This window comes from Paraburkholderia sp. CI2, assembly GCF_014201055.1.
Classification (GTDB): domain Bacteria; phylum Pseudomonadota; class Gammaproteobacteria; order Burkholderiales; family Burkholderiaceae; genus Paraburkholderia; species Paraburkholderia tuberum.
The window spans coordinates 1-21,973 of sequence record NZ_JACHDL010000036.1; the positions used below are offsets into that span (position 1 = coordinate 1).

Sequence of the window (21,973 nt, forward strand, 5' to 3'; positions counted from 1 at the left end):
AAGCTCAAGAGCGCTCAAAAGCGGCCTTCGATCATTGCCGCTTGCTGGATGCAGGCTACGCTGTGGTGATGTCATGAATTATGGAAGTCTCAATAGTAACCACAGTTACCGCGGCTAGTAGAGCGCTACCCAACGGCATGCCGTGCCGTAAGCTGGCGGACGGTACGGCCACGGTGGTGGGGTATGGGAGCAGCAGATCAGAAAACCCCTTTTAGCTTTGAAATTATATAAATCTGCGAAGGTGCCTTTGAGACGTATCTAATTTCAAGACTTACTACACAGGATGGTTAAATGAACTGTAGCGGCTTCGGGCTCAGTGCGCCCCGCTCTTGCGCCCAATAGCAAGCTCGATGGAATCGAGCAGAACTTCTTCCTCAAAAGGTTTGCGCAGGAAACTGACCGCGCCGTGCTCCATCGCCCGCCGCACCGTCTCGTCGTCGCCATGTGCGGACATGAACACGACAGGGATACGCCGGTGTTCCGCGTTCAGTTGCCGCTGCACTTCGAGACCCTGCATGCCTTGCATTCTAATGTCGAGCAAAACACACAAAGCATCGTCGACCATCGGGGAGGCGAGGAATTCCTCTCCCGATGAAAATGTCACAGTCGCGTAACCCACTGCTTTAAGAAGGTTTCCGACGCCACTTCGTACCGAGGCATCATCGTCGACGATGCAAACAAAGCTCATAGCTGCCAATACTCCAGTTGCGCCGACGTAGTAGCAGAGAAAAATATCCGGCGCGATATTTACTGCATCAGGATGCTCATCGCGTCCGGCGTATCACTTCCCACATCTGGGCGAGATCGATGAGCGTCTTCGCCTGCATCTTGCTCATCACCCGCCGCTTGTGAACCTTGACCGTGACCTCCTGCGTGCCGAGTTCATGCGCCATCTGCTTGATCATCATGCCTTTCACCGCCAGTTCGAACACGTCCATCTCGCGGGGCGTAAGCGAGGCGGCACGCTGTATGACGTCTGCGTTGAACGCACGCTCGGCGAGGTTGGTCTCGTCTTGGGCCAGCGCTCGCCGGACCGCCTCGATCAGTTCTTCATCGTCGATCGGTTTGGTCAGGAATTCATGCGCACCTGCCTTGATCGCACGCACCGACATCGGAATCGAGCCGTAGCCGGTCAGGAAAATAACGGGCACCTGGATGCCCTTTTGCGCGAGCTGGCTTTGCACATCGAAGCCACTCGTCGTTTTCAGGTTCATGTCGAGCAGGATGCACATCGGCACACTCGGCCATTCCTGCGACAACACCTCTGCGGGCGACGCAAAACTTCGGGCGCCGAAACCCGCTGATCGCAACAGCCGAATCAGCGCATTGCGCACCATTTCTTCGTCGTCAATCACATACACCAACGGTTCGAGTTCCGCAGAAACAGGCATTCCAGATTCCAGAATAAATTGGGTTTTGAGTGCCGTCATGGTACCTGAGACCCAACGCCGAACGCACCTGTCCAGTCCGCGGACAACACCATTTTCATCGCGATGCGACGGCTACCATCGCGAGCCTGCCGCTAGACGCCGGTGCGCCGAAAATGCGTCCATAAGGCTGCTCGTCAGCGGGCGCCAGACAGGTCGCTTTTCTCGTCAGCACTTCGTCTGCTTCATCCGATTCGTACAGCTTGAGCAATGCGTATTCCCGCGTCGTCTCCAGCAGGAAGTATTCCTTGGTCTTGCTATCGAAGGTCGTCATCAGAAAACACTTCGAAGCGAGGCCGACGATCGCCTCCGTCACGTCGTTGTGCGTCAGGCGTCCGCACGCGGCGACAGCACACGCGGCTTCGAGTGAAAACCGAGCCGGGAACACGCTGAGCCGGTGCAGCACCACGCGCTCCGTTGCGCTCAAAAGCTGGTAACTCCAGTCGAGCGCGGCCTCGAGAGTCTGCTGCCGCGGCGGCGCTGTCCGGCGGCCGCCGGTCAGGGACTGGAAGCGGTCGTCGAGTTCGGCGAGCAGCTTTCGAATGCCGAACACGGCCGCACGAGACGCCGCCAGTTCGAGCGCGAGCGGCACGCCGTCCAGCCGGCGGCAGATCGTCGCGACCATCTCGAGACTACTGCGGTCGTTCTCGACCGACGAGTTGAGCGCGTTCATCTGTGCAAGGAACATGCGCACCGAACTGCAGGCGAGTATCGCTTGCGGACTTGCGCCTTCGCCGGGCGTTTCGAGCGGTGCGACCCAGTAGAACTTCTCGTCGCGTGTACGCAGCGGCTCGCGGCTCGTCGCCAGAATCCTCAGATCCGCGCTGGCCTGCACGAGCAGTTCGCAAATGGTGGCCGCCGACTCGATCACATGCTCGCAGTTGTCCAGCAGCACCAGCAGCTTCCGCCCGCGGATCGCATCGACCAGCGCCTGCAGCGGCACGTCGCCGCCGGTATGCGGCACGCCCAGTGCTTCCGCAACCGTATTGACGACACTCTGCGCGCTGTTCACCGAGGCCAGCGTGATAAAGCACACTTCCCGCTCCGATGCAGCCGCAATCGACCTCGCCACTGCAATGCCGAGTTGCGTCTTGCCGATGCCACCCGATCCAAGCAAGGTGACGATCGGCGTTCGCTTTAGTGCGCGGGTGGCGTCGGCAACCGCCTCTCCACGGCCGATCAACGGCGTGTGGCAAACCGGCAAACCGCTTGGCCGCACAAGGCTTGCATGAGGCGCTGCTGCCGCGCCACAAGGATCAGCCGGCTCGGCCGCTTCGACCGGAATCGTCAGGCGGTAGCCGCGGCCGGAGAACGTGCGAATGACCTGCCTATCGGCGCCGAAGATCTTCCGCAGCGCCGATAGCTGCACGTGGATATTGTTTTCCTCCACCACCGAGTTCGGCCAGACGTGCTGAAGAATCTCGTCTTTCGTGACCGTCTTTCCCGCCGCGCGGATCAGCAGTTCGAGAATATCGAATGCGCGCGAGCCGACCTGAAGCAGCCGGTCCTCCTGGTACACTTCGCGCATTTCCAGCGACACTACGACTCGACCGATCTTGATCATGCTGCTCTCACGCGTGGTTGATTAGCGGGACGGGCACGTTCCGGCGATGGACCCATTGCAGCGACGAAGCCTATGCGTGGCTTGCGTCGTTAGAACCATACTAATTGGGAAAGTCATCCGAAACTATTATCCATAGGGATACGATGAGCGCCGCCGCCATCGCCCCCCAGCGCCGCCGACACCGGCCCCGGCCCTGCTGGTGGCGGCTTCCAGCGCGTTCGAAGCGGCTCGCCGCCGTCCTGGCATCAGACCAAGGTATGACCCCGTCATGCGTCCGGCTGAACGCAATCAGGGCGGCGGTCCGGGCCGTTCGCGCAGTCTCGTGCCGAACTCGCCTGCTGCGTGCGAATCGGCAAGCCATCGTGCAGCCGTGAAAGATCGGGACGGGCCGGACCACGATACTGGGTCCATCAACGCCTCGCCCATCGATTCAATTGCGCAGCCCGTCGCGGTCGGCGCCCGGAGAACACATCATGCTCGCCGTGAAAGCCACATGGTTTCGTCCCGCTTGCGGCTACGCGGCCGCTACCGTCTGTGTCGCGCTCGCAGCCTGGGGGGGCGCAAGCCCGCCGCCCACGCTCGGCATCATGCGCGCGCTCGACCAGACGGAGCGCGACACGCAGTTGCCGCTCGAACGGTTTGCGATCAAAGCAGGCAATGTGGCCGCCTCGTCCTCGCTGGCACCGCGGCCGCAGCGGCAACAGCCGCAGCAGACCGCGCAGCCGTCGCGGCCCAATCGACGCATCAGCGAGTATCTGCGCGGTCGGGCGATCAAGGCAGACACATCGCAACGGGAAAGCGGCGCGCACGGCTATTACCGGAAGATCGACAACTGGAAGAACTGGACGTAACGCGTCTTTTCATTGCTCAATCGATCTCACACGAATCGTCGGAGGTATCCCATGATCGCCCCATCGCAGCAACCAGCCATGCTCACGCGACTCAATACAGCAACGAGAGCCACGCCGACCGCCGCTATCGCGGACCCGAAAATCTGGCGCTGGTATGCGGATCTGATGGCCGACCGGCGGCTCGTCTGCGAACACGATGGCGCACGCTGGGTCGTCGCCGTCGACGGAAGGCGCCTTGCCGACGAGCGCGCGTTCGAGGCCGCGGTCCACAGCGCCTATGCGATGGCGCGCGCGCTGTTGGCGCTGGACAGAACAAGAGCGGCCTGAGCCGCTCGCAAAAAAACACGGGAAGGAAGACGCCCTCTCTCAGACAGGCAATGAACGGCGCCGCCGCAGCGGCGCCTTCCGGCTCATTCCTCGTCGGGATAGACACCTGCCGACACGAGGCAAACAAAGGCAGTCGCTTTCAATACGCATTCCACCGAAGACAGCACGAATCCCAGCGGGAACACCCGATACTCGGCCGGCAATCCAAAGGCCACCGCCATCAGACCGATCGTACAAAGAAATGCGTAGGCAATCCGCGCCACCCGGCTGCCGACGAGCACGAAGCCGACCAGCGCGACCCACAATACCTTGGCCGTGACGCAGGCCACCGCGTCACGCGTGGATATGCTGACCCACATTTCGAACGGCAACTCGAACACCGACCAGACCGCGGTCGCAACGACGATCCGGCGCGTCCAGCGTCCGAGCACGGCCGGCGCAGCCGGTTCAGTTGCCCTTTCTGACACATCCTGCAGCGCTGCATGCACGCGCCAGTCCGCTGCGTCGGCGCGCTCGGTGGCCGACATAAAGCCAGAATTGCTGCTGTTCATGTCGCGGTGTGACTCGTCCAGATATCGCATGGGGATGCTCCGGTGGTGCTCAGCGGTCTGCGCGCGGTGAGACGCGAGGAATGCGGCTTCGCTGCGTCGAGATCACGCGGCCTCGCCGGGTGGAAACCATTATTGGCCGACGTGGCGCGCCAATCTTTTCAGAACGCCTGTGACGTTTAGAAAATGCACTGCGCTGCCGGTACGCCGTGACCGTGTGCCTGACGCGCGCCGCATCGGGCGTGCGAATCTGAAACGGACGGGCATTTGAACAAGTGCCGTGCGCGACGCCAGCCCATCCTTCGACCGTATGTTCCTCAACGAAACACCAGGATACGGTCATGGCCAAAGGAAAAGCGATACGCATCTATAGCGAGCCTGCGGGCGGCTGGGGTGCGCTGAAGGCAACCGGCGAGGCGCTCGCGCTGCAAGGCGTGGCCGTGTCGGGCGCGAAGACGTTGCTGCGGATGAACCAGCCCGAAGGCTTCGACTGTCCCGGCTGCGCGTGGCCGGATGCGAAGCACACGTCCTCATTCGAGTTCTGCGAGAACGGCGCCAAAGCCGTGGCCTGGGAGGCAACCGCCTTTCGCTGCACGCCTGATTTCTTTGCCGCGCATAGTGTCTCGGAGCTGACTGCCTGGGACGACTACGACCTCGAAATGGCCGGCCGCCTGACTCACCCGATGGCTTACGACAAAGCCACCAACCGATATCTGCCGATCGAATGGGACGACGCCTTCGCACTCGTCGCGAAGCATTTGAAGGGTCTCGACAGCCCGAATCAGGCCGACTTCTATGCGTCGGGGCGCGCCTCCAACGAAGCCGCGTTTCTCTACCAGATCTTCGTGCGCGAGTTCGGCTCAAACAACTTTCCCGATTGCTCGAACATGTGCCATGAAGCGACCAGCGTTGGCCTGCCCGAATCGATCGGCGTGGGCAAAGGCACAGTGCTTCTCGATGATTTCGAGAAAGCCGACGCGATTTTCATCTTCGGCCAGAATCCTGGGACCAACAGCCCGCGCATGATGAGCGATCTGCATAGCGCTTCACGGCGCGGCGCGAAGATCGTGTCGTTCAACCCGTTTCGCGAACGCGCGCTGGAACGCTTTGCTTCGCCGCAGAATCCGGTGGAAATGGCGACGCTGGGCTTCACGCGGATGCCCCGGGGCCACTGCGGATAACGCGCCGCTGATCACTCATAGCACCGGCGGTTCAAGCGGCTTTCTTTGCCGCGGCAAAGAAAGTAAGTGCCCGCACAGGGGCAACGCTAATACAGCTAATAGACCACCAAGAATTCAAGAAAAGCCAACAACACCAAACCAACCCAAAGCCCACGGCAAAAACATCAAACCGAAACCGCCTCATTAACAACACACCGCAAAATCATAGCTCCAGCATTAAGCGGCGCCGGCCTGCAAGGCCTGGGCCTATAAATAGCATCACCAGCCCGAATGGCCCTCCCACTCATAGCACAAACCCCAGCCACACGCGCCCGGGTCGCGTGCCAAACCTGATCGCCATACGAGCACTGCGTCGGATCCCTCCACACTACAGTGGCAGTCGACTGCGTAGGCCGGTCGATAACATGCACCTGAACATCGAACCGTTCACCCATGACAGGCAAATGCGCGCCTTTGCACCCACCACGCGCCGCAACAGCGGCCACATCGACTGCACCCGCATCGACATCGCCGGACAAAATCGATAACAACCCAAGGGTCTGCAGCCACGGATCGGTAAAACTCGCCTTCGTCAGCATGATGGCACTCCTGTATTAGTAAAACCCGTTGATCATCGAGACGGTCCCGCCAGAAATGGTCAGCACCGTTTGCCTCTATCCGCGCATTCGATTGCGCTCATGCACCGTCCTGTCTGTACGCCGGCATGGCATTGCCGCTCTGATTGCCATTGCCGTTGTTTTCCGTATTGCCCACCACACCCAATCCATCGAGCGGCGACCATCCATCGCTCATCACCCCGGCTCCGGTCTGCCGGAGAAAGCTTTCGCTCACTTCGAGAAACGCGTGAATCTGTTTAACGATCGACATTCGTCTTCATCCTCCAGCAATGCGGCGTCTCGCCGACCAGGCGCTTGAACACCGTCGTAAAGTGAGCCTGTGAACGGAAGCCGCAGCTCAACGCAACGTCGAGCACGTTATGCTTCGACTCGCGCAAAAGGTGTTGCGCATGTTCGATCCGGCGACGCAGCAGATATTCATGCGGACGCATGCCAGTCGCACGACGGAACTGCGACGCGAAATGCATCCGCGTGAGCCCTGTGCTGTTGGCGATATCCGCGAGTCCGATCGATTCGGACAGGTGCGCGTCGACAAACTCAATCGCACGGCTGAGGCGCCATGACGGCAACGCGCTCGCCTCGCGGGTCTGCCGATCGACCACGGTGAAATGCCGTGCGATCACGCGCGACACGATCGCGAGACTCACGCTGTCGGTGAAAACCTTGCCGAGCGCGGCGTCGTCCGACTGCGTGACGGCAAGCGCCTGGCCAAGACGTTCGAGCGCGGGGTCACGCACGAGTTTGGGATTGTCGATCCGGATATCGCCCGCGTGCGGGCGGCCGAACATATCTTCGAAGCATTCGCCGAGCACCTGCTGCGAAACAAACAGGTGCAACACATCGCCCGCCGACTCGAACACGGCACTGCACGCCACGTTCGGCGCGGTGATCTGCACGGCACCCGCCGTCATCCTGCCGCGCACGAGCGTACGGCCAGCATGGGAGAACGTCAGGGACGTGCACTTGAGATTCATCGCGATGCAATGATGCGCAGTGCTGCCAGGATTGACGACCTCCAGCGGCTGCGTGTCGTTGCGAGTCCAGCGCGACACGAGGATATCGCCGCGTTCGCGCGTCTCGCCATCTTCGGCACAGGGAAAACGCCATTGATGCTCCGTGCCGATCCGGCTCACCCGACTCTTCTGGACAACACCCACTGCGGGTTCGGCATATAACGTCGACGGGCTGATCATGATCTGGTCATCCGGGTTAAGTGGTGAATCAGTGCGGGTTAAGAGCGGCGCTGCATTGACTCCAAGGTATCGCACGGCAATGCGTCCAACTAGCCCTACATACGGTTGCCTGAAATGACCAATGGTTGGGTCGTCTCATATCCAGGTTTAGTCGTATCCCGAAGCGTGCAGCCGACGCTGCGCCGCGCCGGGCGGGGGTATGCCCCGGCGCGTGTCGGAATGATTGGAGAGCTGCTGTGTTCCTTGAACAGAAACGGTGAATTACCGATACCTGCGTATGACGTCAGGGCTGAGGAGGCTGCGCTTATGCAGCGATTTCACACACGACCCAACGCGATCAGGCACGCGAACTGCGCGCCGGCGTCGTCGTGACTTGTGGCGCCTTGATGCCGAGCGCTTCCGCCTTCAGCACAAAATCGGCAAGCGAGCGCGCGCCCATTTTGCGCATCGCCTGGCCGCGATGAATCTTCACCGTGATTTCACTCAGGTTCATTTCGCCCGCGATCTGCTTGTTCATCAGACCGGTGGCGACAAAAGCCATGACCTCACGTTCACGCGTCGTCAACGAGTCATAGCAACGACGTAGATCCGCCACCGAACGGCTTGTCGCAAGTCGCTTCTCGTCGCTCGCCAATGCGTGCGCGACGGCGTCCAGCATGTCCTGATCGCGAAACGGCTTGGCGAGAAAGTCTTTCGCGCCGGCCTTCATCGCCTTGACCGTCATCGCAATATCGCCATGCGCGGTCATGAAAACGATTGGCATACCCAACTGACTCGCGGACATCTGCTCCTGCACGGCGAGCCCGCTTTGTCCTTTGAGGCGCACATCGAGGATCAGACAGCTCGGCACGTCTGGCACGTCGAACGCAAGAAATTCCTGCGCGGAACCGAAGGTTTCGACGCTCAGGCCCACCGAGCGTAACAGGTTGCTGACGGCGTCGCGCATCGACTCGTCGTCGTCCACGACATACACCATCGCGGCGCTCGCATTGCTGCCGGCGTCGGCGTTTGCCTCGCTGTGCGAATTACTGCTCATGACAACTCCCTCCATCAATGGGCAGAACGAACTGAAGCACCGCGCCACCCGTTGCCGGCGACTCCGCCCAGATGCGGCCGCCATGCGCTTCGACTATCGAGCGGCAGATCGACAAGCCCATGCCCATGCCGTCGGCCTTGGTCGTAAAGAACGTACTGAACAGACGTCCTGCGTCTTCTTCGCTGATGCCCGTGCCCGAGTCCTGCACGATCACCTGTGCCTGCCTTTCGTCGAAACTGCGCGTGGCGATCCGCAGCGTGCGTGGCCCGGCGACCTCCGCCATGGCCTGCACGCTATTCATGATCAGGTTGATCAGGACTTGCTGCAGTTGCACCCGATCGCACCATACCGTGAGCGACGGCAGCGCGAGGTCAGGCCGCAACTCGACGCGATGACGCTCGAGATCGCGGCGCACCAGTGCGATCGACTCGCCGACGATGCCGTTCAGGTCCACTGTCGCCGGCAGACGTTCGTGCTTTCTCGCCATCGAACGGATTCGCTGAATCACCTCGTCCCCGCGTTTGGCGTCGCGAATCATCTGTGCGACCGACTGTACCGCCTCATTGATTTCCGGCGCGGGGCGGTTCAGCCAACGCAACGCCGCGCCGCCGCACGTGACGATCGCCGCGATCGGCTGCGTCACCTCATGTGCGATCGAAGCAGCCAGTTCGCCGAGCATGGTGATCCGCGTGACGTGGGCGAGTTCGTCGTTGGAACGCGCCAGCGCTTCCTGGGCCCGCTTGGTCTTGGTGATGTCCATCAGCGCGCCGACGTACTCAGTGTGGCCGGACTCCGTCGTGGCGGGACGGGCGACGAAGTGCACGTACTTGGTCTTGCCGTCGGGCATGACGAGCCGATGCTCGATGTCGACTAGCGATTCGCCGGCAGCAGCCTGTTCGAATACGCCACGCACGAGCGCGAGATCGTCGGGATGTGTGCGCGCAAAAATCACCTCTGGCGACGGCACGGTGTCGCGTGCGTAGTCGAAAATGCGATAAGCCTCATCGGACCACCACATCTCGCCATCTGGAAAGCGCACCGCGATACTGCCGGTGGCGCTCAGCCGCTGCGCGTCGCGCAGGAAGGCTTCGCTGCGCTCGAGCGCCTGCTCCGCGTGCTTGCGGCCGGTGATGTCGTCGTTGGTCGCAAGTACGGCACGTGGATTGCCCTTTGAGTCGCGCCACAACGCGGCCCGGCTCGAAATCACGACAACGCTGCCGTCACGCCGTACGCGCCGCAGCTCGCCATGCCAACGGTCAGAGCGCAGCAGTTCGGCGCGGATCTGTTCGGACGGAACCGGAAAGGACGTCTGCGTCATTTCCTGCAGCGACTGCCCGAGCGCCTGTTGCGCGGTCCAGCCATAGAGCGCCTCGGCGCCACGGTTCCAGAAGGTGATGCGATCGTTCATGTCATGCACGACGATCGCGTCGTGGGCGAGATTGAGCAGTTCGACCTGCTCCTGCAAGGTCGTGGTCGCAGTCAGGTTTCGCAAGGCGAGCATCGAGGTGGCGGCGATTGCCAGCAGGCTCACCGCGCAGCGCGCGACCGCGCCGCTCGAATACGCATCGTCGTGCGACATCACGAAGCCAAGCAATGTCAGCACGACGCAGCCCCACGCGGCCGTGACCGTGGTCGAACGGTTGCCACTCGAGGCAACCATCAGCACGACCACGACGTAGAAGACGGCAACCGCGATATCGAGCGGCGTCAGCGCGTCGATCGCAAAGACGACGAGCGCGATGACGGCGGCCAGCATCGACACGACATTCGCCTCGCGTGGCAGCGTTGGGAAGGCTCGGCGATAGGCTTTCATGACGGCCCGGGTCAATGGGCCGCCAGACGGCAGCGGAGCGTAGCAAATAACGGGAGCGTGGACATGGCGTTCGAAGCGGGCATTCGTTGACGAATACCGGCGGCCGGTCCGTCACGATGACAGCCAAAGCGGCTGTCAAAGCAGATGACATTCAGCCCTACCGGCGAGCGATAGCTTGCTATCTGAATAGCATCATGCGCGAGCCCGCGTCAATGGCGGTACTTATTTTTCCTTAAACCTTCCAAAATCATATCGGCGGCGGCCCCGCGCCGCCGCGAAAAGCCCATCTATCAATGGTGGCCGAAATCCTTACGGGCGATCGGAACCGCGCGGACCTTTGCGTACTGGAATACGGGCAACGCCTTGACCACGTCGCGCGTCGCGCCGGCCCAGACGAGCTTGCCGTTCACATAGTCCAGTTGCGACATCGGAATCGCCACGTCGTGCTGCGACACGCCGAGGAACTGGTGAGCCGCCACGATCCCGAACGAAACAGCGTCATCCGGCGCAATGATGATGTCGTGCAGCACGCCGACCTTCTCGCCGCTGTCGTTATAGATGCTGTTGCCGAGCAGGCTCTTCTTGACGCTCCAGCCTTCGATCACGAGTTGCGCCTGCTCGACGCTGATGCCGATCGGCTGCGCGCCCGCGATCTGCGCGTTTGCCTGCTGGCACACCGTGCCGAACGCCGACGCCGCCAGGAATACCAGTGCCCACTTTGCTTTCATGATGTTTTTCCCCATGAGATGCGTTGATTGAAAACGGCTGATCGCAATGCGGTGACTGCTTCTAACGTGCTGCTTGCCGCGCTTGCTGACCGATATTCTCAACCCGTTTCGCTCGACATGTTTTCGAATTCGCACGATGGCGTGCATACCTTTTGCGTACGCACTGCGATCCGGCGCCGCGCCCGGCTCAGTGGGCACCCTGCGGCCGCAGCGTGACCGTGCAGGTCATGCCCATCGCGAGCTTGACGCCGGCGGGAATCTCGTCGAGGTGAATGCGCACCGGCACGCGCTGGGCGAGCCGCACCCACGTGAAGATCGGATTGACGTCCGCCAGCAGATCGCCGTTGCTGGTCGGGTTGTCGCGGTCGGCAATCCCGCTTGCCAGACTGTCGACGTGCCCCTGAATGTCCTTGCCGCCCGACATCAAGCGCACTACCGCGTGGTCGCCGACATGCACGTGCGGCAGCTTCGTCTCTTCAAAATAGCCGTAAACCCAGAACGAATGCGAGTCGATCAGCGCCATGCGTGCGGTGCCGGCCGTGGCGAAATCGCCGGGATACAGGTTCAGGTTGGTGATGAAACCGTCGGACGGTGCCCGCACTTCGCTGCGCGTGAGATTCAGCACGGCCGTCTGCTGCGCCACCACAGCCGCTTTGACGGCGGCTTCTGCGGCGCCGTAGGCCGCAACGTCGGCGGAGTAGTCGGATGCGGACTGTTTGGCGACCGAGGCCGAATCCAGCCGAGTTTCGTCCGAGATCACGTCGCCCGCGAGGTTGGCGCGACGCGCTGCCTCAGCGCGCTTCATGGCGAAGCTGGATTCGCTCGCCGCCATCCGCGCCCTGGCCTGAGCCATTTGCGCCTGAGCACGCAGCAGATCGGCGTCGGCCTGCGCGACCGCGTAGTGAAAGCGCGCCGGGTCGAGCAGGAACAGAATGTCGCCTTTACGCACCAGCTGGTTGTCCTTGACCCGCACTTCGCTCACCAGCCCCGACACGTCGGTGGCGACCTGCACGACCTGTGCGCGCACGCGCCCGTCGCGCGTCCACGGCGCAAACATATAGTCGAGCCACAGCATGCGAACCAGCACGATCGCCACCACGAGAAGCGTGAGCGTGAAACCTGCGCGCAGGATGGATTGCGTTTTCATCTTGGTGACCTTGGCGTGAGCGTGAGCAGTCAGTGGATTCATGGGAATGGATGTCCGTCGGGGTTCATCGCCACAACAGCAGCGACGCGCCGCTGAACAGCGCAGCGAACATCGCGGCCCGGAACAGGCTCGGGTGCCACGTCAAGCGATAGAAGCCGAGCCTCGCCAGCACGAGATCGAGGACGACAAAAAACAGCACGCAGCCCGCGAGAATCGGCAGCAGGCCGGGCACGAGCAATGAAAAGAGGTCAATTTCCCCCGGCATTGGCCACTCCCTGCGCTGCATGATCGGGCGGCGTCGACACGTAGCCGCCGCCCAGATCCTTCATCAGCAGCGCCCATGCATCGAGCCGTTTGGCCTGAATCGCCGCGAGGCTTTCTTCCTGTTGCAACTGTTCGTTCTGCGCCGCCAGCACGTTCAGGAATTCGGTGATGCCGCTGCGATAACCGGTGTCAGCAAGCTGGAAAGATTTGCGCGCCGAATCCAGCGTGTTCTCAACCGATGCCTGCTGCTGCTCGAGCGAGCGCAACGACACCACCTGCGCCGCGACGCCCTGCATCGCGTTCACGATGCTCTGGTTGTACGCGTCCACGGCGGCATCGCGGGAGGCCACCGCGACGCCGTAATTGCCGCGCCGCCGGCCGCCGTCGAAGATCGGCAGCGAGATCGCCGCGCCCACACCGTGGCCCATGCCGTCGCTATTGAGAAAGTTAAAGAAGCCGCCGAAGGTCGCCGCCGACCCCAGCGACGCAGTCGCCAGCAAGTTGATGTCGGGATAGAAATCCGCGTGCGCCGCGTCGATGCCCTTGTCCGCTTCGAGCACGCGCCAGCGCCGCGCCACCACGTCCGCGCGATGCCCGATCAGCTCGGCCGGCAACGATGCCGGCAAAGTCACCGGCACGCTCAGCGCGAGGCTGGGACGGCGCAGCGAATCGCCGTAACCCGGCCCCTTGCTGGCGAGCCCGGCAATGCTGATGCGCTCGAGCGCAAGTTGCTGTTGCGCCTGCTGCACCCGCGTCGTGCTCATCGCGAGTTGCGTCTGCGCCTGGCTGACCTCAAGTCCGCTGCCGACGCCCGCGTGCCAGCGGCGCATCGCGATGTCGAGGGTGCGCTGCTGTTCGGTTTGCACGGCACGGTAGACGTCGAGCAGTGAATACTGCAGCGACAACTGGACATAGCTGCGCACCACGGCTGTCTGCAATTCGACCTCCGCGAAACGCGCGTCCGCGGCCGTCGCGTGCACATTGTCCAGCGCGCCTTCGCGAATCGCGCGCGACTTGCCCCACAGATCGAGATCATAGGAAAGGTCCGCCTGGATGCTGTTGCTCCACACCGTCGCGCCGCCCGGCGGCGCCGGGGTCGTGTAGCGCGCATAGCGCCGGCGCTCGAAGCTGCCGCTTGCATCGAGTTGCGGCAACTCGGCGGCGCCGGCGATCTGCGCCTGGAAACGCGCCGCATCGATCCGCACTTCGACCGCGCGCAAGCCGGGATTGCCCTCAGTCGCGTCCTGCACCAGCGTGTCGAGTTGCGGGTCGTTCCATTGACGCCACCAGCCGCCCGCCGGCCATTTCGCGTCGGCTTGCGTGGCGCGCAGCGCGGCGCCTGGATCGAGCGTGGTCGGGTCGATCATCGATTCGTGCGTGTGAATCCCTCCGCTCGTGATGCAGGCCGAGAGCAACAGCGCAGAGGCGAGCGCGGCGGAAAGCGCCCGACAGGTTGCGCGCACAGGCAAGGCCAGACAAGGCGCTTTCATACCTGCACCTCCGGCTTTTGCCACAGCGTCAGGGTCTCGTCACGCAGCGTCAGTTCGGTGAAATGCAGCAGCGCCCGCATCCGGTAGCGCGTGAGCGTCATTGCGTCCACCGCGATGTTTTCGCCGAGCGGCAGCATGTCCAGCGCGCGCCGCGTCGCTGTCAGCGCGCCCTCGGCGGCCTGCGGCGTGGCCGCCGTGAACACCTCGGCGAGCGCCGCCAGCCAGGCGTCCTGCTCCGCGGGCCAGCCCGTCGGCAACGCCGCGCCGAGTTCGTGCGTATCGAGACGCATCTGGATCATCGAACGGCCGATCTCCAGCGCGGCGAACGCCCAGCCGATCAGATGATCGCGATTCACGCGCGCGTCGGCCGGTGCCGACGCGATCTGCAGGATGAAATCCCGCAGGCTCAGTTCGAATGCGTACAGCAGGTCGTCGAGGTCGGCCTCGCGCGCGTCGTGCGTAATCAGTCCACGAATCTGCTTCATGTACTGCGCCGAGATCCAGTCGCCCGCGCGCGGCACGAGAACCGAGAACGCGACGGCGGCCACCGCGATACCGCACAGCAGCGCAAAGCCGGTGTCGAGATACGCGCTCGGGTTGTAGACCGTCGGATTGGTGATGCCGACAGTGAAACAGAAATAGAGGCTGAAGCCGAGCCCCAGAATCGCCGTCTTCGCGAACGTGTTCATATAACTGCCGACCATCACGACGATCGCCATCGACGCAGCCAGCAATTCGAACGTATCGATACGCGGCAGAATGAAGAAATTTAGCGCGAAACCGGCGAGCCAGCCACCGAGGCAACCGCCGAAAATCTGCCAGCTCGCGACCGCGGGATTGGGCGCGAGCGCGAACAGCGCACTCGTAATCGCCACCGCGACGATCGCGGTCGCACCGCCCACCCAGCCTGACGCGATCCACGCCGCACCGACCACGAGCACGGCCACCGCCGCGCGCGCGCCAGCAATCGTCGCGGACGTGCGGTTGGCGCTCGCGCGCGTTCGGCCGATGCGGCTGATCGCCTGAAGCACCGATTGCGGCCACGGCAGACGGCCGACCGTGCGTGCGTCCACGTAGCTTCGGCACATCACCCGCAGATCGGCGATCGAAAAGAACAGCGCGGCACCTGTGGTCGCAACGAACTGACGCTGATGCGGCGAGAGATCCGCAAGGGATTGCAGCAGGCGGCCCAGGTGCGCGGGCAAATCCCGCTCGAAAGCGCCGAGTTGGCGCGACAAAGTCCCGACCTGTTCCGTCGTGATTAGCCCCGATTGCGCCTCGTTCGGCACAATGGCGAGCAAGCCGTCGATCATTTCATCGGCTGCGGCGAGCGCGCGCGGATCGGCTTCGGCGGCGACCCTTGCCTTCAATTGATGCAGCGCATGAATCCACGTGACGGTGTCGAGAAAGCTCCGGTCGAGGTCGAGATAGACATGGTTGTGCAAACGGATCGACGGGTCCTCGAACACCGCCCCGCTGCGCAGACTTTCGACGCCGACTCGCTCGCGAATCAGAACGAGAAACGTGTCGAAACCAGCGACGCTCGTCGCACGGTCGAGCATCGTGTGCATCGCATTCAACAGGTCCGTGAAATTCTTGCGACTCGACGCATAGAGCTCAGGCACGACCGAGCGTGGGAACACCACCGCACTGATCACGCATGCACATGCCACGCCGATCACGACCTCGCTGACGGTGAACACGACGTTGTCGTAGACGCCGTAGGGATTGGACCAGACCGGTATCGCCGTGATCGCCGTGCCGTACCCGGTCAGCACGAAACCGTACGACTGGAAACTGCGGTAGTACGAGGCGCCGAACACACACACGCCGATCCATACGGCCAGTACGCCGAGAAATAGCAGCGGCTGCTGAGGAAAAAACGTGATGAGCAATAGCCCTGCGAAGCTGCCGCACACCATGCCCAGCCCACGATAGAAACCACGCGCGATCACCATGCCGCTTTGCTGATGCATCATCACGATGACGCAGGAGACCATCGCCGTGGCCGGCGTGCGCAGTTCGAGGCGCATGCAGAGGCCCATCGCGAGCGTCATCGCGATCGCCACCTTCGCGATATGCCGGAAGCGTGGGCCATCGTCCATCCAGTAGGTCTTGAGCTCCTCCCGCCATCGAGGCAGGGCGGCGCTGCTGGCATCTGCTTGCGGGGTCATAGGGTTCTCGTCTGTCGCTCGTCATGCACTCGTGGGCAGACACGCAGGCACCCTGGCCTCGTGATTACCGCGCTATTTGCTAGGTATAGTCTGCGACAGGAGGAATGGCCGGCTTTGCGGATTCGCACGCTTTTTGCACATGCGCTGGGTGGTGAACGTAGTTGATGCGCCGCCTGCGAGCGCCGTTCGGGCGGGCGCCCGGGATTCCGGGCGCCCTGACATGCCGCAACCGTCCTCGCGCGGTTAGCGCAAGTTGGTGCGCGCCAGTTCGACGATCTCGTCGCCGCGTCCGTTGAGGATCGCGCGCAGCATATAGAGGCTGAAGCCCTTGGCCTGGGCGAGTTCGACGGAGGGCGGCATCGCGAGCTCGTGCTTGGACGTGACGACGTCCACGAGCGCCGGGCCAGGATGGTCGAACGCCTGCTTCAGCGCAGCCGCCACATCTTCCGATTCCTCGACGCGGATGCCGAAAATGCCCGCGCCCTTCGCGATTGCCGCGAAGTCGGTCTTGGCGAGATCGACGTTGCTGTCGAGGTAGCCACCCGCCTTTAACTCCATCGAGACGAAGCCGAGCAGGCTGTTGTTGAAGCAACTGCGCCCCTGCGCATGCCGGAGTGCGCCGAGGCTGGTCGCCGCGCGCAACTGAAACGAACGGCATCCTTGCACGAGCGCCCAGTCCAGCGCCGCGACAGACAGGCGTCTGCGTGCCGCACCACCATCCTGGACAACCCGTCGCGACGCGCGTTTCACACGCACTGCGCCAGCGAACGATACCGCCGCGTCGCCTAGCCAGACCAGGCTAATCTTTGTATGATGCGTCCCAATATACCGGGTACTCAACAAGCCATGCCGAGAAAAGTACGGACGGTCGAGACAGCGCAGAGCGAGATGCATGAGCACGAGAAGCCCGTCACGCGCCGGCTCGCGCCTGAAGTACGGGAACGCCAGATCGTGCTGAAGGCGGTCGACCATTTCGCCACGCATGGCTTTTCCGGCAGCACCCGCGAACTCGCGCGCCAGCTCGGCGTGACACAGCCGCTTCTGTACCGCTACTTTCCCAGCAAGGAAGCATTGATCGACCGTGTGTACGAAGAGGTCTATCAATGGGACTCGAGTTGGGAACGCCTGATCAGGGACCGCTCGGTTCCAATCCAGGAACGTATGGTCAGGTTCTACTCGTCGTATTCCGAGGTGATCTTGCGACGCGAGTGGATCCGGATCTTCATCTTCGCCGGCTTGACGCGTGAAGGCATCAACTCCAAATATCTGGCTCGGCTGCGTGAGCGCGTCTTTCTGCCGGTCATGGCGGAAATCCGCTCGGCCTACGAGCTGCCCGCGCCCACCGGCGCGAAACAACGCGAAATCGATCTGGAGCTGATCTGGAGTCTGCACGCGAGCATCTTCTATCTCGGCGTGCGAAAATGGATCTACGGCCTGCCGGTGACGGACGACATCGAAGACCACATCGCCCGTCAGGTCGACGCATTTCTCAACGGCGTGCCCGCCGCGCTCGGGCACGCTTCGAAAGAGTTCGCCCGCGCGAAAACCAGCTCCAGGGCCTGACTCCGGCCCACCGCGCGGTCCGCATGGCTGCCCGCGCCGGACTCCGCGCCACACCTCGTAGCAACGCCGGCCAGCGGGCCGGCCGTCCCTTTCCGCTCTCATTGCACTCGTGCCGCCCGCGTATTTCAGGGTAAACACCTGCGATACGCCGCTTTCTCCTGCTCGTGCATTCACCTACAATTTATCCATCGATCACTAATCGATCGATAAATAGCAGGAGTCGAAGATGCCCGTTACAAAACTTGCCCACTACTCGATTCGCACCACCGATCTCGAGCAATCCTGCCGCTTCTACGAGCGGATCCTCGGTTTCAGGCAGGGCTACCGTCCGCCCTTCGACTTTCCGGGCGCATGGCTCTACAAAGGCGGCGATGAAGCCGACTTCGGCACGGTCCATATCATCGGTACCGATCCGAACAATCCCGCCGGACTCACCGCATATCTGGGCGACAAGACGTTGCCCACGAGCGGAACCGGCACCGTCGACCACATCGCGTTTCTCGCCACCGGCGTCGAAGCAATGTGGGACACACTGAAGGCCGCAGGCATCGCCTGGCGCGATCGCACGGTGCCGAGCCTCGGCCTGCATCAGGTGTTTATCGAAGACCCGTCCGGCGTGACCGTCGAACTCAACTTCCCCGCCGAAGAAATCAGCCGCCACACCGAAGCACAAGCGGCCATCGCACAATCCGCCATCAACGCAGGAGAATGACCATGACCCAAAGTTCTGCGCGTAAAAGGGCGATCATCGTCGGCGGTTCGCTGGGCGGGCTGTTCGTGGCCAATCTGCTGGTGCGCAACGACTGGGACGTCGACGTGTTCGAACGCGTTCCGGATGAACTGGCCGGGCGCGGCGCCGGCATTGTCACGCACCCCGAACTATTCGAAGCACTCGCGGCAGCCGGTATCGAATGTGACGACTCGATCGGCGTCAAGGTGCAGTCGCGCGTGACCTTCGCCCAGAACGGCGACGTGCTGTCCGAGCGCGATCTGCCGCAAACGCTGACCGCGTGGGGCAAGATGTACCACGTCTTGCGCGCCGCGCTTCCGGATGTTCATTACCACGCTGGGGGCACGGTCGCCTCGGTGCAGGACGGTCCCGATCAGGCGGTCGTCACGCTCGGCGACGGTACGGTACTGCATGCCGACATCGTGATTGCGGCAGATGGTTTCAAGTCGTCGATTCGTGAGCGTTTTCTGCCTGACGTCAGGCTTCAATACGCCGGTTATATCGCATGGCGTGGCCTCGTCGACGAAGCCGCGCTGTCGCGCGAAACCCGCGAAGCGCTGTTCGAGAAGTTCGCGTTTTGCCTGCCGCCGCGCGAGCAGATTCTCGGCTATCCGGTTGCCGGCCAGGGCAACAGCACGACGCCGGGCGAGCGCCGCTACAACTTCGTCTGGTATCGCGCGACCAGCGAAGAAATTCAGTTGCCGAACCTGCTGACCGATGCAGCCGGCAAGCGCTGGGTAGGCGGCATTCCGCCCACACTGATTCGCCAGGACGTACTCGCCGACATGGAAGACGCGGCGCTCACGCTACTCGCGCCGCAATTCGGCGAAGTCGTGACCAAGGTCGCGCAACCGCTCTTCCAGCCCATCTTCGATCTCGAAGTACCGCAGATGGCGTTCGGCCGGATCGCCTTGCTTGGCGATGCCGCATTCGTCGCGCGGCCGCATTGCGGCATGGGCGTGACCAAGGCAGCCAGCGACGCCATGGCGCTCGTCAAGGCGCTCAATGCGCACAGCGGCGTGCAGGACGCGCTCTCGGACTACAGCAATGAACGCACCCAGGTGGGCGCAGCAATCGTGCAGCACGCACGCCATCTCGGCGCGTACATGCAGGCGCAATTGAAAAACGAAGTCGACCGTGAAATGGCCGAGCGCTATCGCACGCCGGACGCCGTGATGCGCGAAACCGCGGTACCTGCGCGCTTCTGATATTCATTGCAGTGACGGCAGCTCCGAGCGGCTGTTGCTGCACCAAAGAGAAGCCGTTTCGAAAGGAGACAAAGTGGAACATGGCGCCCCAACCTATTCGATGAGCGCGCAGTACGCCGCCACCGACCCGCCGCCGCCCGCGGCGAATCCACTGCTCGACGATCCGCGCTTTCGCACGCTCGTCCGCAAGCGCCGCACCTTCTCGTGGATCCTCACGGTCCTGATGCTGGCCGTGTACTTCGCCTTCATCCTCACGCTTGCGTTCGCGCCGGGGCTGCTCGGCCGGCCGATTGTCGAAGGTTATCCCGCGACATGGGGCATTCCAGTCGGCTTCGGCATGTTCGTCTTCACGTTCGTGCTGGTCGCGGTTTATGTAGCGCGCGCCAACACCTTGCATGACCACGCCGTGAATGAAATCCGGCAAGGAGTACAGCAATGAAACGACTTTCTCATTCGCGCAGTCCGCTCGTCAGCGCAATGTTGTCTGGCGCTTTCAGCGCGTTCATCGCATTGCCGGCCGCTGCCGCCGAAAGCGCGGTGCCGACGCGCTCGCACAATCCGATCGCAATCGGTATGTTCCTGCTGTTCGTCGCGTCGACGCTGTTCATCACGCGCTGGGCGGCGAAGAAGAACAACAGCGTATCCGACCACTACGCGGCAGGCGGCAAGATCACCGCGTTCCAGAACGGCTGGGCAATCGCGGGTGACTATATGTCCGCTGCGTCCCTGCTCGGCATTTCCGCGCTCGTCTTCACGAGCGGCTATGACGGCCTGATTTATTCGATCGGCTTTCTCGCCAGTTGGCCGATCATTCTGTTTCTGATCGCCGAGCCACTGCGCAATCTGGGCCGCTATACGCTCGCCGACGTGGTGTCGTACCGGTTGCAACAACGGCCGATTCGCGCCTTTGCCGCATCGAGTTCGATCGTGATCGTGCTGCTCTATCTGGTCTCGCAGATGGTCGGCGCCGGCAAGCTCGTCGAATTGCTGTTCGGCTTCAACTACACGGCTGCCGTGGTCATGGTCGGCGTGTTGATGGTGGTGTACGTGTTCTTCGGAGGCATGCTCGCCACCACGTGGATCCAGATCATCAAGGCAGCGCTTTTGCTGGCGGGCGCCGCGTTCATGGGATTCATGGTCATGAGCCGCTTCGGCTTCAGCATGAATGCGCTGTTCTCGCAGGCAATTCTCGCGCACCCGAAACATGCGGCGATCATGAGCCCGGGCGGTCTCGTGTCGGATCCGGTGTCCGCTGTCTCGCTCGGTCTCGCGTTGATCTTTGGCACGGCGGGCCTGCCGCACATCCTGATGCGCTTCTTCACGGTGGGCGACGCCAAAGCCGCTCGCAAGAGCATTCTGTACGCAACGGGGATTGTGGGCATCGGCTACGCGCTGATCATCATCATCGGCTTCGGCACGATCGCGCTGGTGGCTACCGATCCGCAATACCACATCGCCTCGGGCGCGGTGATCGGCGGCGTGAACATGGTGGCGATCCATCTGGCGCATGCAGTGGGCGGCAACGTGTTTCTCGGCTTCATCTGCGCAGTGGCGTTCTCGACGATTCTCGCGGTAGTTGCCGGATTGACGCTCGCCGGTTCCTCGGCGGTTTCGCACGATCTGTACGCCAACGTGATCCGGCGCGGCGCCGCCACGGACCGCGAAGAAATGCACGTATCGCGGATCACCACGCTCGTGCTCGGCGTGCTCGCGATTCTGCTGGGCATCGCATTCGAGAAGCAGAACATCGCGTTCATCGTAAGCCTGACTTTCTCGATCGCGGCCAGCTCGAATTTCCCGGTGCTGCTGCTCTCGATCTACTGGCGCGGACTGACCACGCGCGGCGCGGTGATCGGCGGCTCGCTCGGTCTGATCTCGGCGGTGACCTTGACTATCCTCAGCCCGACCGTCTGGGTCCAGGTGCTCGGTCACGCGCATGCGATCTATCCGTACGAATATCCCGCGCTGTTCTCGATGATCGTCGCCTTCGCCGGCGTGGTGTTTTTCTCGATCGCCGACACCTCGGCACGCGCAGCCCGCGAACGTGCGTTGTACGGCAACCAGCTCGTCGACTGCGAACTCGGCATGGTCAAGCACGGCTGACACCCGACA

At 62.5% G+C, this 21,973-nt stretch carries 21 protein-coding genes and 2 pseudogenes; 8 read left to right on the forward strand and 15 right to left on the reverse strand.

Annotated features, from left to right (window positions below; all coding sequences use genetic code 11):
- Window positions 1-313: 313 nt before the first annotated feature.
- The 3 genes from HDG32_RS32745 to HDG32_RS32755 all read right to left on the reverse strand — a co-directional run bounded on the left by HDG32_RS32745 (window position 314) and on the right by HDG32_RS32755 (window position 2,991).
- Window positions 314-688: a response regulator transcription factor gene (locus tag HDG32_RS32745; RefSeq protein WP_184073677.1), complete on the reverse strand. Its 375-nt coding sequence runs from the start codon at window positions 686-688 to the stop codon at window positions 314-316.
- A 76-nt stretch (window positions 689-764) separates the two neighbouring features.
- Complete coding sequence (locus HDG32_RS32750) at window positions 765-1,430, reverse strand: response regulator transcription factor (protein ID WP_260336678.1); 666 nt, start codon at window positions 1,428-1,430, stop codon at window positions 765-767.
- Between the two features lie 55 nt (window positions 1,431-1,485).
- On the reverse strand, window positions 1,486-2,991 hold the full coding sequence (locus HDG32_RS32755; protein ID WP_184073678.1) for a winged helix-turn-helix domain-containing protein: 1,506 nt from the start codon (window positions 2,989-2,991) through the stop codon (window positions 1,486-1,488).
- Between the two features lie 473 nt (window positions 2,992-3,464).
- Between HDG32_RS32755 and HDG32_RS32760 the strand changes: the two genes are divergently transcribed.
- Both HDG32_RS32760 and HDG32_RS32765 read left to right on the forward strand, forming a co-directional pair.
- Entirely contained in the window at window positions 3,465-3,842 is a 378-nt protein-coding gene (locus HDG32_RS32760) for a hypothetical protein (RefSeq protein ID WP_184073680.1), read from the forward strand.
- Window positions 3,843-3,893: 51 nt separating this feature from the next.
- The gene (locus tag HDG32_RS32765; RefSeq protein ID WP_184073682.1) at window positions 3,894-4,169 is read left to right on the forward strand and encodes a hypothetical protein; all 276 of its coding nucleotides are present in this window, start codon (window positions 3,894-3,896) and stop codon (window positions 4,167-4,169) included.
- 83 nt (window positions 4,170-4,252) lie between these two features.
- Here HDG32_RS32765 and HDG32_RS32770 read toward each other — a convergent pair whose 3' ends face one another.
- Window positions 4,253-4,750, reverse strand: coding sequence for a hypothetical protein (locus tag HDG32_RS32770; protein WP_184073684.1), 498 nt, complete (start codon window positions 4,748-4,750; stop codon window positions 4,253-4,255).
- A gap of 308 nt (window positions 4,751-5,058) precedes the next feature.
- Here HDG32_RS32770 and HDG32_RS32775 point away from each other — a divergent pair.
- Window positions 5,059-5,871: pseudogene (locus tag HDG32_RS32775) on the forward strand (molybdopterin-dependent oxidoreductase); the annotation flags it as partial.
- Window positions 5,872-6,062: 191 nt separating this feature from the next.
- On the opposite strand, the gene HDG32_RS32780 reads toward HDG32_RS32775, so the two are convergent.
- From HDG32_RS32780 to HDG32_RS32830, 11 genes and pseudogenes are all read right to left on the reverse strand, one after another.
- Window positions 6,063-6,476 (reverse strand): DUF3331 domain-containing protein, encoded by a 414-nt coding sequence (locus HDG32_RS32780; protein ID WP_184073686.1) that lies wholly within the window; start codon window positions 6,474-6,476, stop codon window positions 6,063-6,065.
- Window positions 6,477-6,573: 97 nt separating this feature from the next.
- Complete coding sequence (locus HDG32_RS32785) at window positions 6,574-6,765, reverse strand: hypothetical protein (RefSeq protein WP_184073688.1); 192 nt, start codon at window positions 6,763-6,765, stop codon at window positions 6,574-6,576.
- Complete coding sequence (locus HDG32_RS32790) at window positions 6,752-7,708, reverse strand: helix-turn-helix domain-containing protein (protein ID WP_184073689.1); 957 nt, start codon at window positions 7,706-7,708, stop codon at window positions 6,752-6,754. The genes HDG32_RS32785 and HDG32_RS32790 overlap by 14 nt, the downstream gene beginning before the upstream one ends.
- Window positions 7,709-8,045: 337 nt before the next feature.
- Window positions 8,046-8,744: a response regulator transcription factor gene (locus HDG32_RS32795; protein WP_184073691.1), complete on the reverse strand. Its 699-nt coding sequence runs from the start codon at window positions 8,742-8,744 to the stop codon at window positions 8,046-8,048.
- Window positions 8,734-10,557 carry a PAS domain S-box protein gene (locus HDG32_RS32800; protein WP_184073692.1) on the reverse strand — a complete coding sequence of 608 codons (1,824 nt, stop codon included), beginning with the start codon at window positions 10,555-10,557 and terminating at the stop codon, window positions 8,734-8,736. Before HDG32_RS32800 ends, HDG32_RS32795 begins: the two co-directional genes overlap by 11 nt.
- Before the next feature lie 290 nt (window positions 10,558-10,847).
- Window positions 10,848-11,285, reverse strand: coding sequence for a PRC-barrel domain-containing protein (locus tag HDG32_RS32805; RefSeq protein WP_184073693.1), 438 nt, complete (start codon window positions 11,283-11,285; stop codon window positions 10,848-10,850).
- Between the two features lie 187 nt (window positions 11,286-11,472).
- The gene (locus tag HDG32_RS32810) at window positions 11,473-12,432 is read right to left on the reverse strand and encodes an HlyD family secretion protein (RefSeq protein ID WP_184073694.1); all 960 of its coding nucleotides are present in this window, start codon (window positions 12,430-12,432) and stop codon (window positions 11,473-11,475) included.
- Between the two features lie 64 nt (window positions 12,433-12,496).
- Complete coding sequence (locus HDG32_RS32815) at window positions 12,497-12,697, reverse strand: DUF1656 domain-containing protein (RefSeq protein WP_184073695.1); 201 nt, start codon at window positions 12,695-12,697, stop codon at window positions 12,497-12,499.
- Window positions 12,681-14,186, reverse strand: a complete 1,506-nt coding sequence (locus tag HDG32_RS32820) for an efflux transporter outer membrane subunit (RefSeq protein ID WP_184073696.1) — start codon at window positions 14,184-14,186, stop codon at window positions 12,681-12,683. The genes HDG32_RS32815 and HDG32_RS32820 overlap by 17 nt, the downstream gene beginning before the upstream one ends.
- Window positions 14,183-16,360 (reverse strand): FUSC family protein, encoded by a 2,178-nt coding sequence (locus tag HDG32_RS32825; RefSeq protein WP_184073697.1) that lies wholly within the window; start codon window positions 16,358-16,360, stop codon window positions 14,183-14,185. Before HDG32_RS32825 ends, HDG32_RS32820 begins: the two co-directional genes overlap by 4 nt.
- 243 nt (window positions 16,361-16,603) lie before the next feature.
- A pseudogene (locus tag HDG32_RS32830) lies at window positions 16,604-16,948 on the reverse strand (thiamine pyrophosphate-dependent enzyme); the annotation flags it as partial.
- A 300-nt stretch (window positions 16,949-17,248) separates the two neighbouring features.
- Here HDG32_RS32830 and HDG32_RS32835 point away from each other — a divergent pair.
- The 5 genes from HDG32_RS32835 to actP all read left to right on the forward strand — a co-directional run bounded on the left by HDG32_RS32835 (window position 17,249) and on the right by actP (window position 21,964).
- Window positions 17,249-17,923 (forward strand): TetR/AcrR family transcriptional regulator, encoded by a 675-nt coding sequence (locus tag HDG32_RS32835; RefSeq protein ID WP_260336679.1) that lies wholly within the window; start codon window positions 17,249-17,251, stop codon window positions 17,921-17,923.
- A gap of 226 nt (window positions 17,924-18,149) precedes the next feature.
- Window positions 18,150-18,635: a VOC family protein gene (locus HDG32_RS32840; protein WP_184073700.1), complete on the forward strand. Its 486-nt coding sequence runs from the start codon at window positions 18,150-18,152 to the stop codon at window positions 18,633-18,635.
- Window positions 18,632-19,861 carry an FAD binding domain-containing protein gene (locus HDG32_RS32845; RefSeq protein WP_409340071.1) on the forward strand — a complete coding sequence of 410 codons (1,230 nt, stop codon included), beginning with the start codon at window positions 18,632-18,634 and terminating at the stop codon, window positions 19,859-19,861. Before HDG32_RS32840 ends, HDG32_RS32845 begins: the two co-directional genes overlap by 4 nt.
- Before the next feature lie 100 nt (window positions 19,862-19,961).
- Window positions 19,962-20,300: a DUF485 domain-containing protein gene (locus HDG32_RS32850; protein ID WP_184073748.1), complete on the forward strand. Its 339-nt coding sequence runs from the start codon at window positions 19,962-19,964 to the stop codon at window positions 20,298-20,300.
- Between the two features lie 38 nt (window positions 20,301-20,338).
- Window positions 20,339-21,964 carry a cation/acetate symporter ActP gene (gene actP, locus HDG32_RS32855; RefSeq protein ID WP_221307943.1) on the forward strand — a complete coding sequence of 542 codons (1,626 nt, stop codon included), beginning with the start codon at window positions 20,339-20,341 and terminating at the stop codon, window positions 21,962-21,964.
- Window positions 21,965-21,973 lie beyond the last annotated feature (9 nt).

Coding starts and splice junctions, on each gene's coding strand:
- HDG32_RS32785 (WP_184073688.1), bottom strand. CDS start 6,765: ATGTCGATCGTTAAACAGATTCACGCGTTTCTCGAAGTGAGCGAAAGC.
- HDG32_RS32780 (WP_184073686.1), bottom strand. CDS start 6,476: ATGCTGACGAAGGCGAGTTTTACCGATCCGTGGCTGCAGACCCTTGGG.
- HDG32_RS32815 (WP_184073695.1), bottom strand. CDS start 12,697: ATGCCGGGGGAAATTGACCTCTTTTCATTGCTCGTGCCCGGCCTGCTG.
- HDG32_RS32835 (WP_260336679.1), top strand. CDS start 17,249: ATGCATGAGCACGAGAAGCCCGTCACGCGCCGGCTCGCGCCTGAAGTA.
- HDG32_RS32810 (WP_184073694.1), bottom strand. CDS start 12,432: ATGAAAACGCAATCCATCCTGCGCGCAGGTTTCACGCTCACGCTTCTC.
- HDG32_RS32825 (WP_184073697.1), bottom strand. CDS start 16,360: ATGACCCCGCAAGCAGATGCCAGCAGCGCCGCCCTGCCTCGATGGCGG.
- HDG32_RS32845 (WP_409340071.1), top strand. CDS start 18,632: ATGACCATGACCCAAAGTTCTGCGCGTAAAAGGGCGATCATCGTCGGC.
- HDG32_RS32745 (WP_184073677.1), bottom strand. CDS start 688: ATGAGCTTTGTTTGCATCGTCGACGATGATGCCTCGGTACGAAGTGGC.
- HDG32_RS32840 (WP_184073700.1), top strand. CDS start 18,150: ATGCCCGTTACAAAACTTGCCCACTACTCGATTCGCACCACCGATCTC.
- HDG32_RS32800 (WP_184073692.1), bottom strand. CDS start 10,557: ATGAAAGCCTATCGCCGAGCCTTCCCAACGCTGCCACGCGAGGCGAAT.
- HDG32_RS32795 (WP_184073691.1), bottom strand. CDS start 8,744: ATGAGCAGTAATTCGCACAGCGAGGCAAACGCCGACGCCGGCAGCAAT.
- actP (WP_221307943.1), top strand. CDS start 20,339: ATGTTGTCTGGCGCTTTCAGCGCGTTCATCGCATTGCCGGCCGCTGCC.
- HDG32_RS32765 (WP_184073682.1), top strand. CDS start 3,894: ATGATCGCCCCATCGCAGCAACCAGCCATGCTCACGCGACTCAATACA.
- HDG32_RS32760 (WP_184073680.1), top strand. CDS start 3,465: ATGCTCGCCGTGAAAGCCACATGGTTTCGTCCCGCTTGCGGCTACGCG.
- HDG32_RS32820 (WP_184073696.1), bottom strand. CDS start 14,186: ATGAAAGCGCCTTGTCTGGCCTTGCCTGTGCGCGCAACCTGTCGGGCG.
- HDG32_RS32850 (WP_184073748.1), top strand. CDS start 19,962: ATGAGCGCGCAGTACGCCGCCACCGACCCGCCGCCGCCCGCGGCGAAT.
- HDG32_RS32750 (WP_260336678.1), bottom strand. CDS start 1,430: ATGACGGCACTCAAAACCCAATTTATTCTGGAATCTGGAATGCCTGTT.
- HDG32_RS32805 (WP_184073693.1), bottom strand. CDS start 11,285: ATGAAAGCAAAGTGGGCACTGGTATTCCTGGCGGCGTCGGCGTTCGGC.
- HDG32_RS32755 (WP_184073678.1), bottom strand. CDS start 2,991: ATGATCAAGATCGGTCGAGTCGTAGTGTCGCTGGAAATGCGCGAAGTG.
- HDG32_RS32770 (WP_184073684.1), bottom strand. CDS start 4,750: ATGCGATATCTGGACGAGTCACACCGCGACATGAACAGCAGCAATTCT.
- HDG32_RS32790 (WP_184073689.1), bottom strand. CDS start 7,708: ATGATCAGCCCGTCGACGTTATATGCCGAACCCGCAGTGGGTGTTGTC.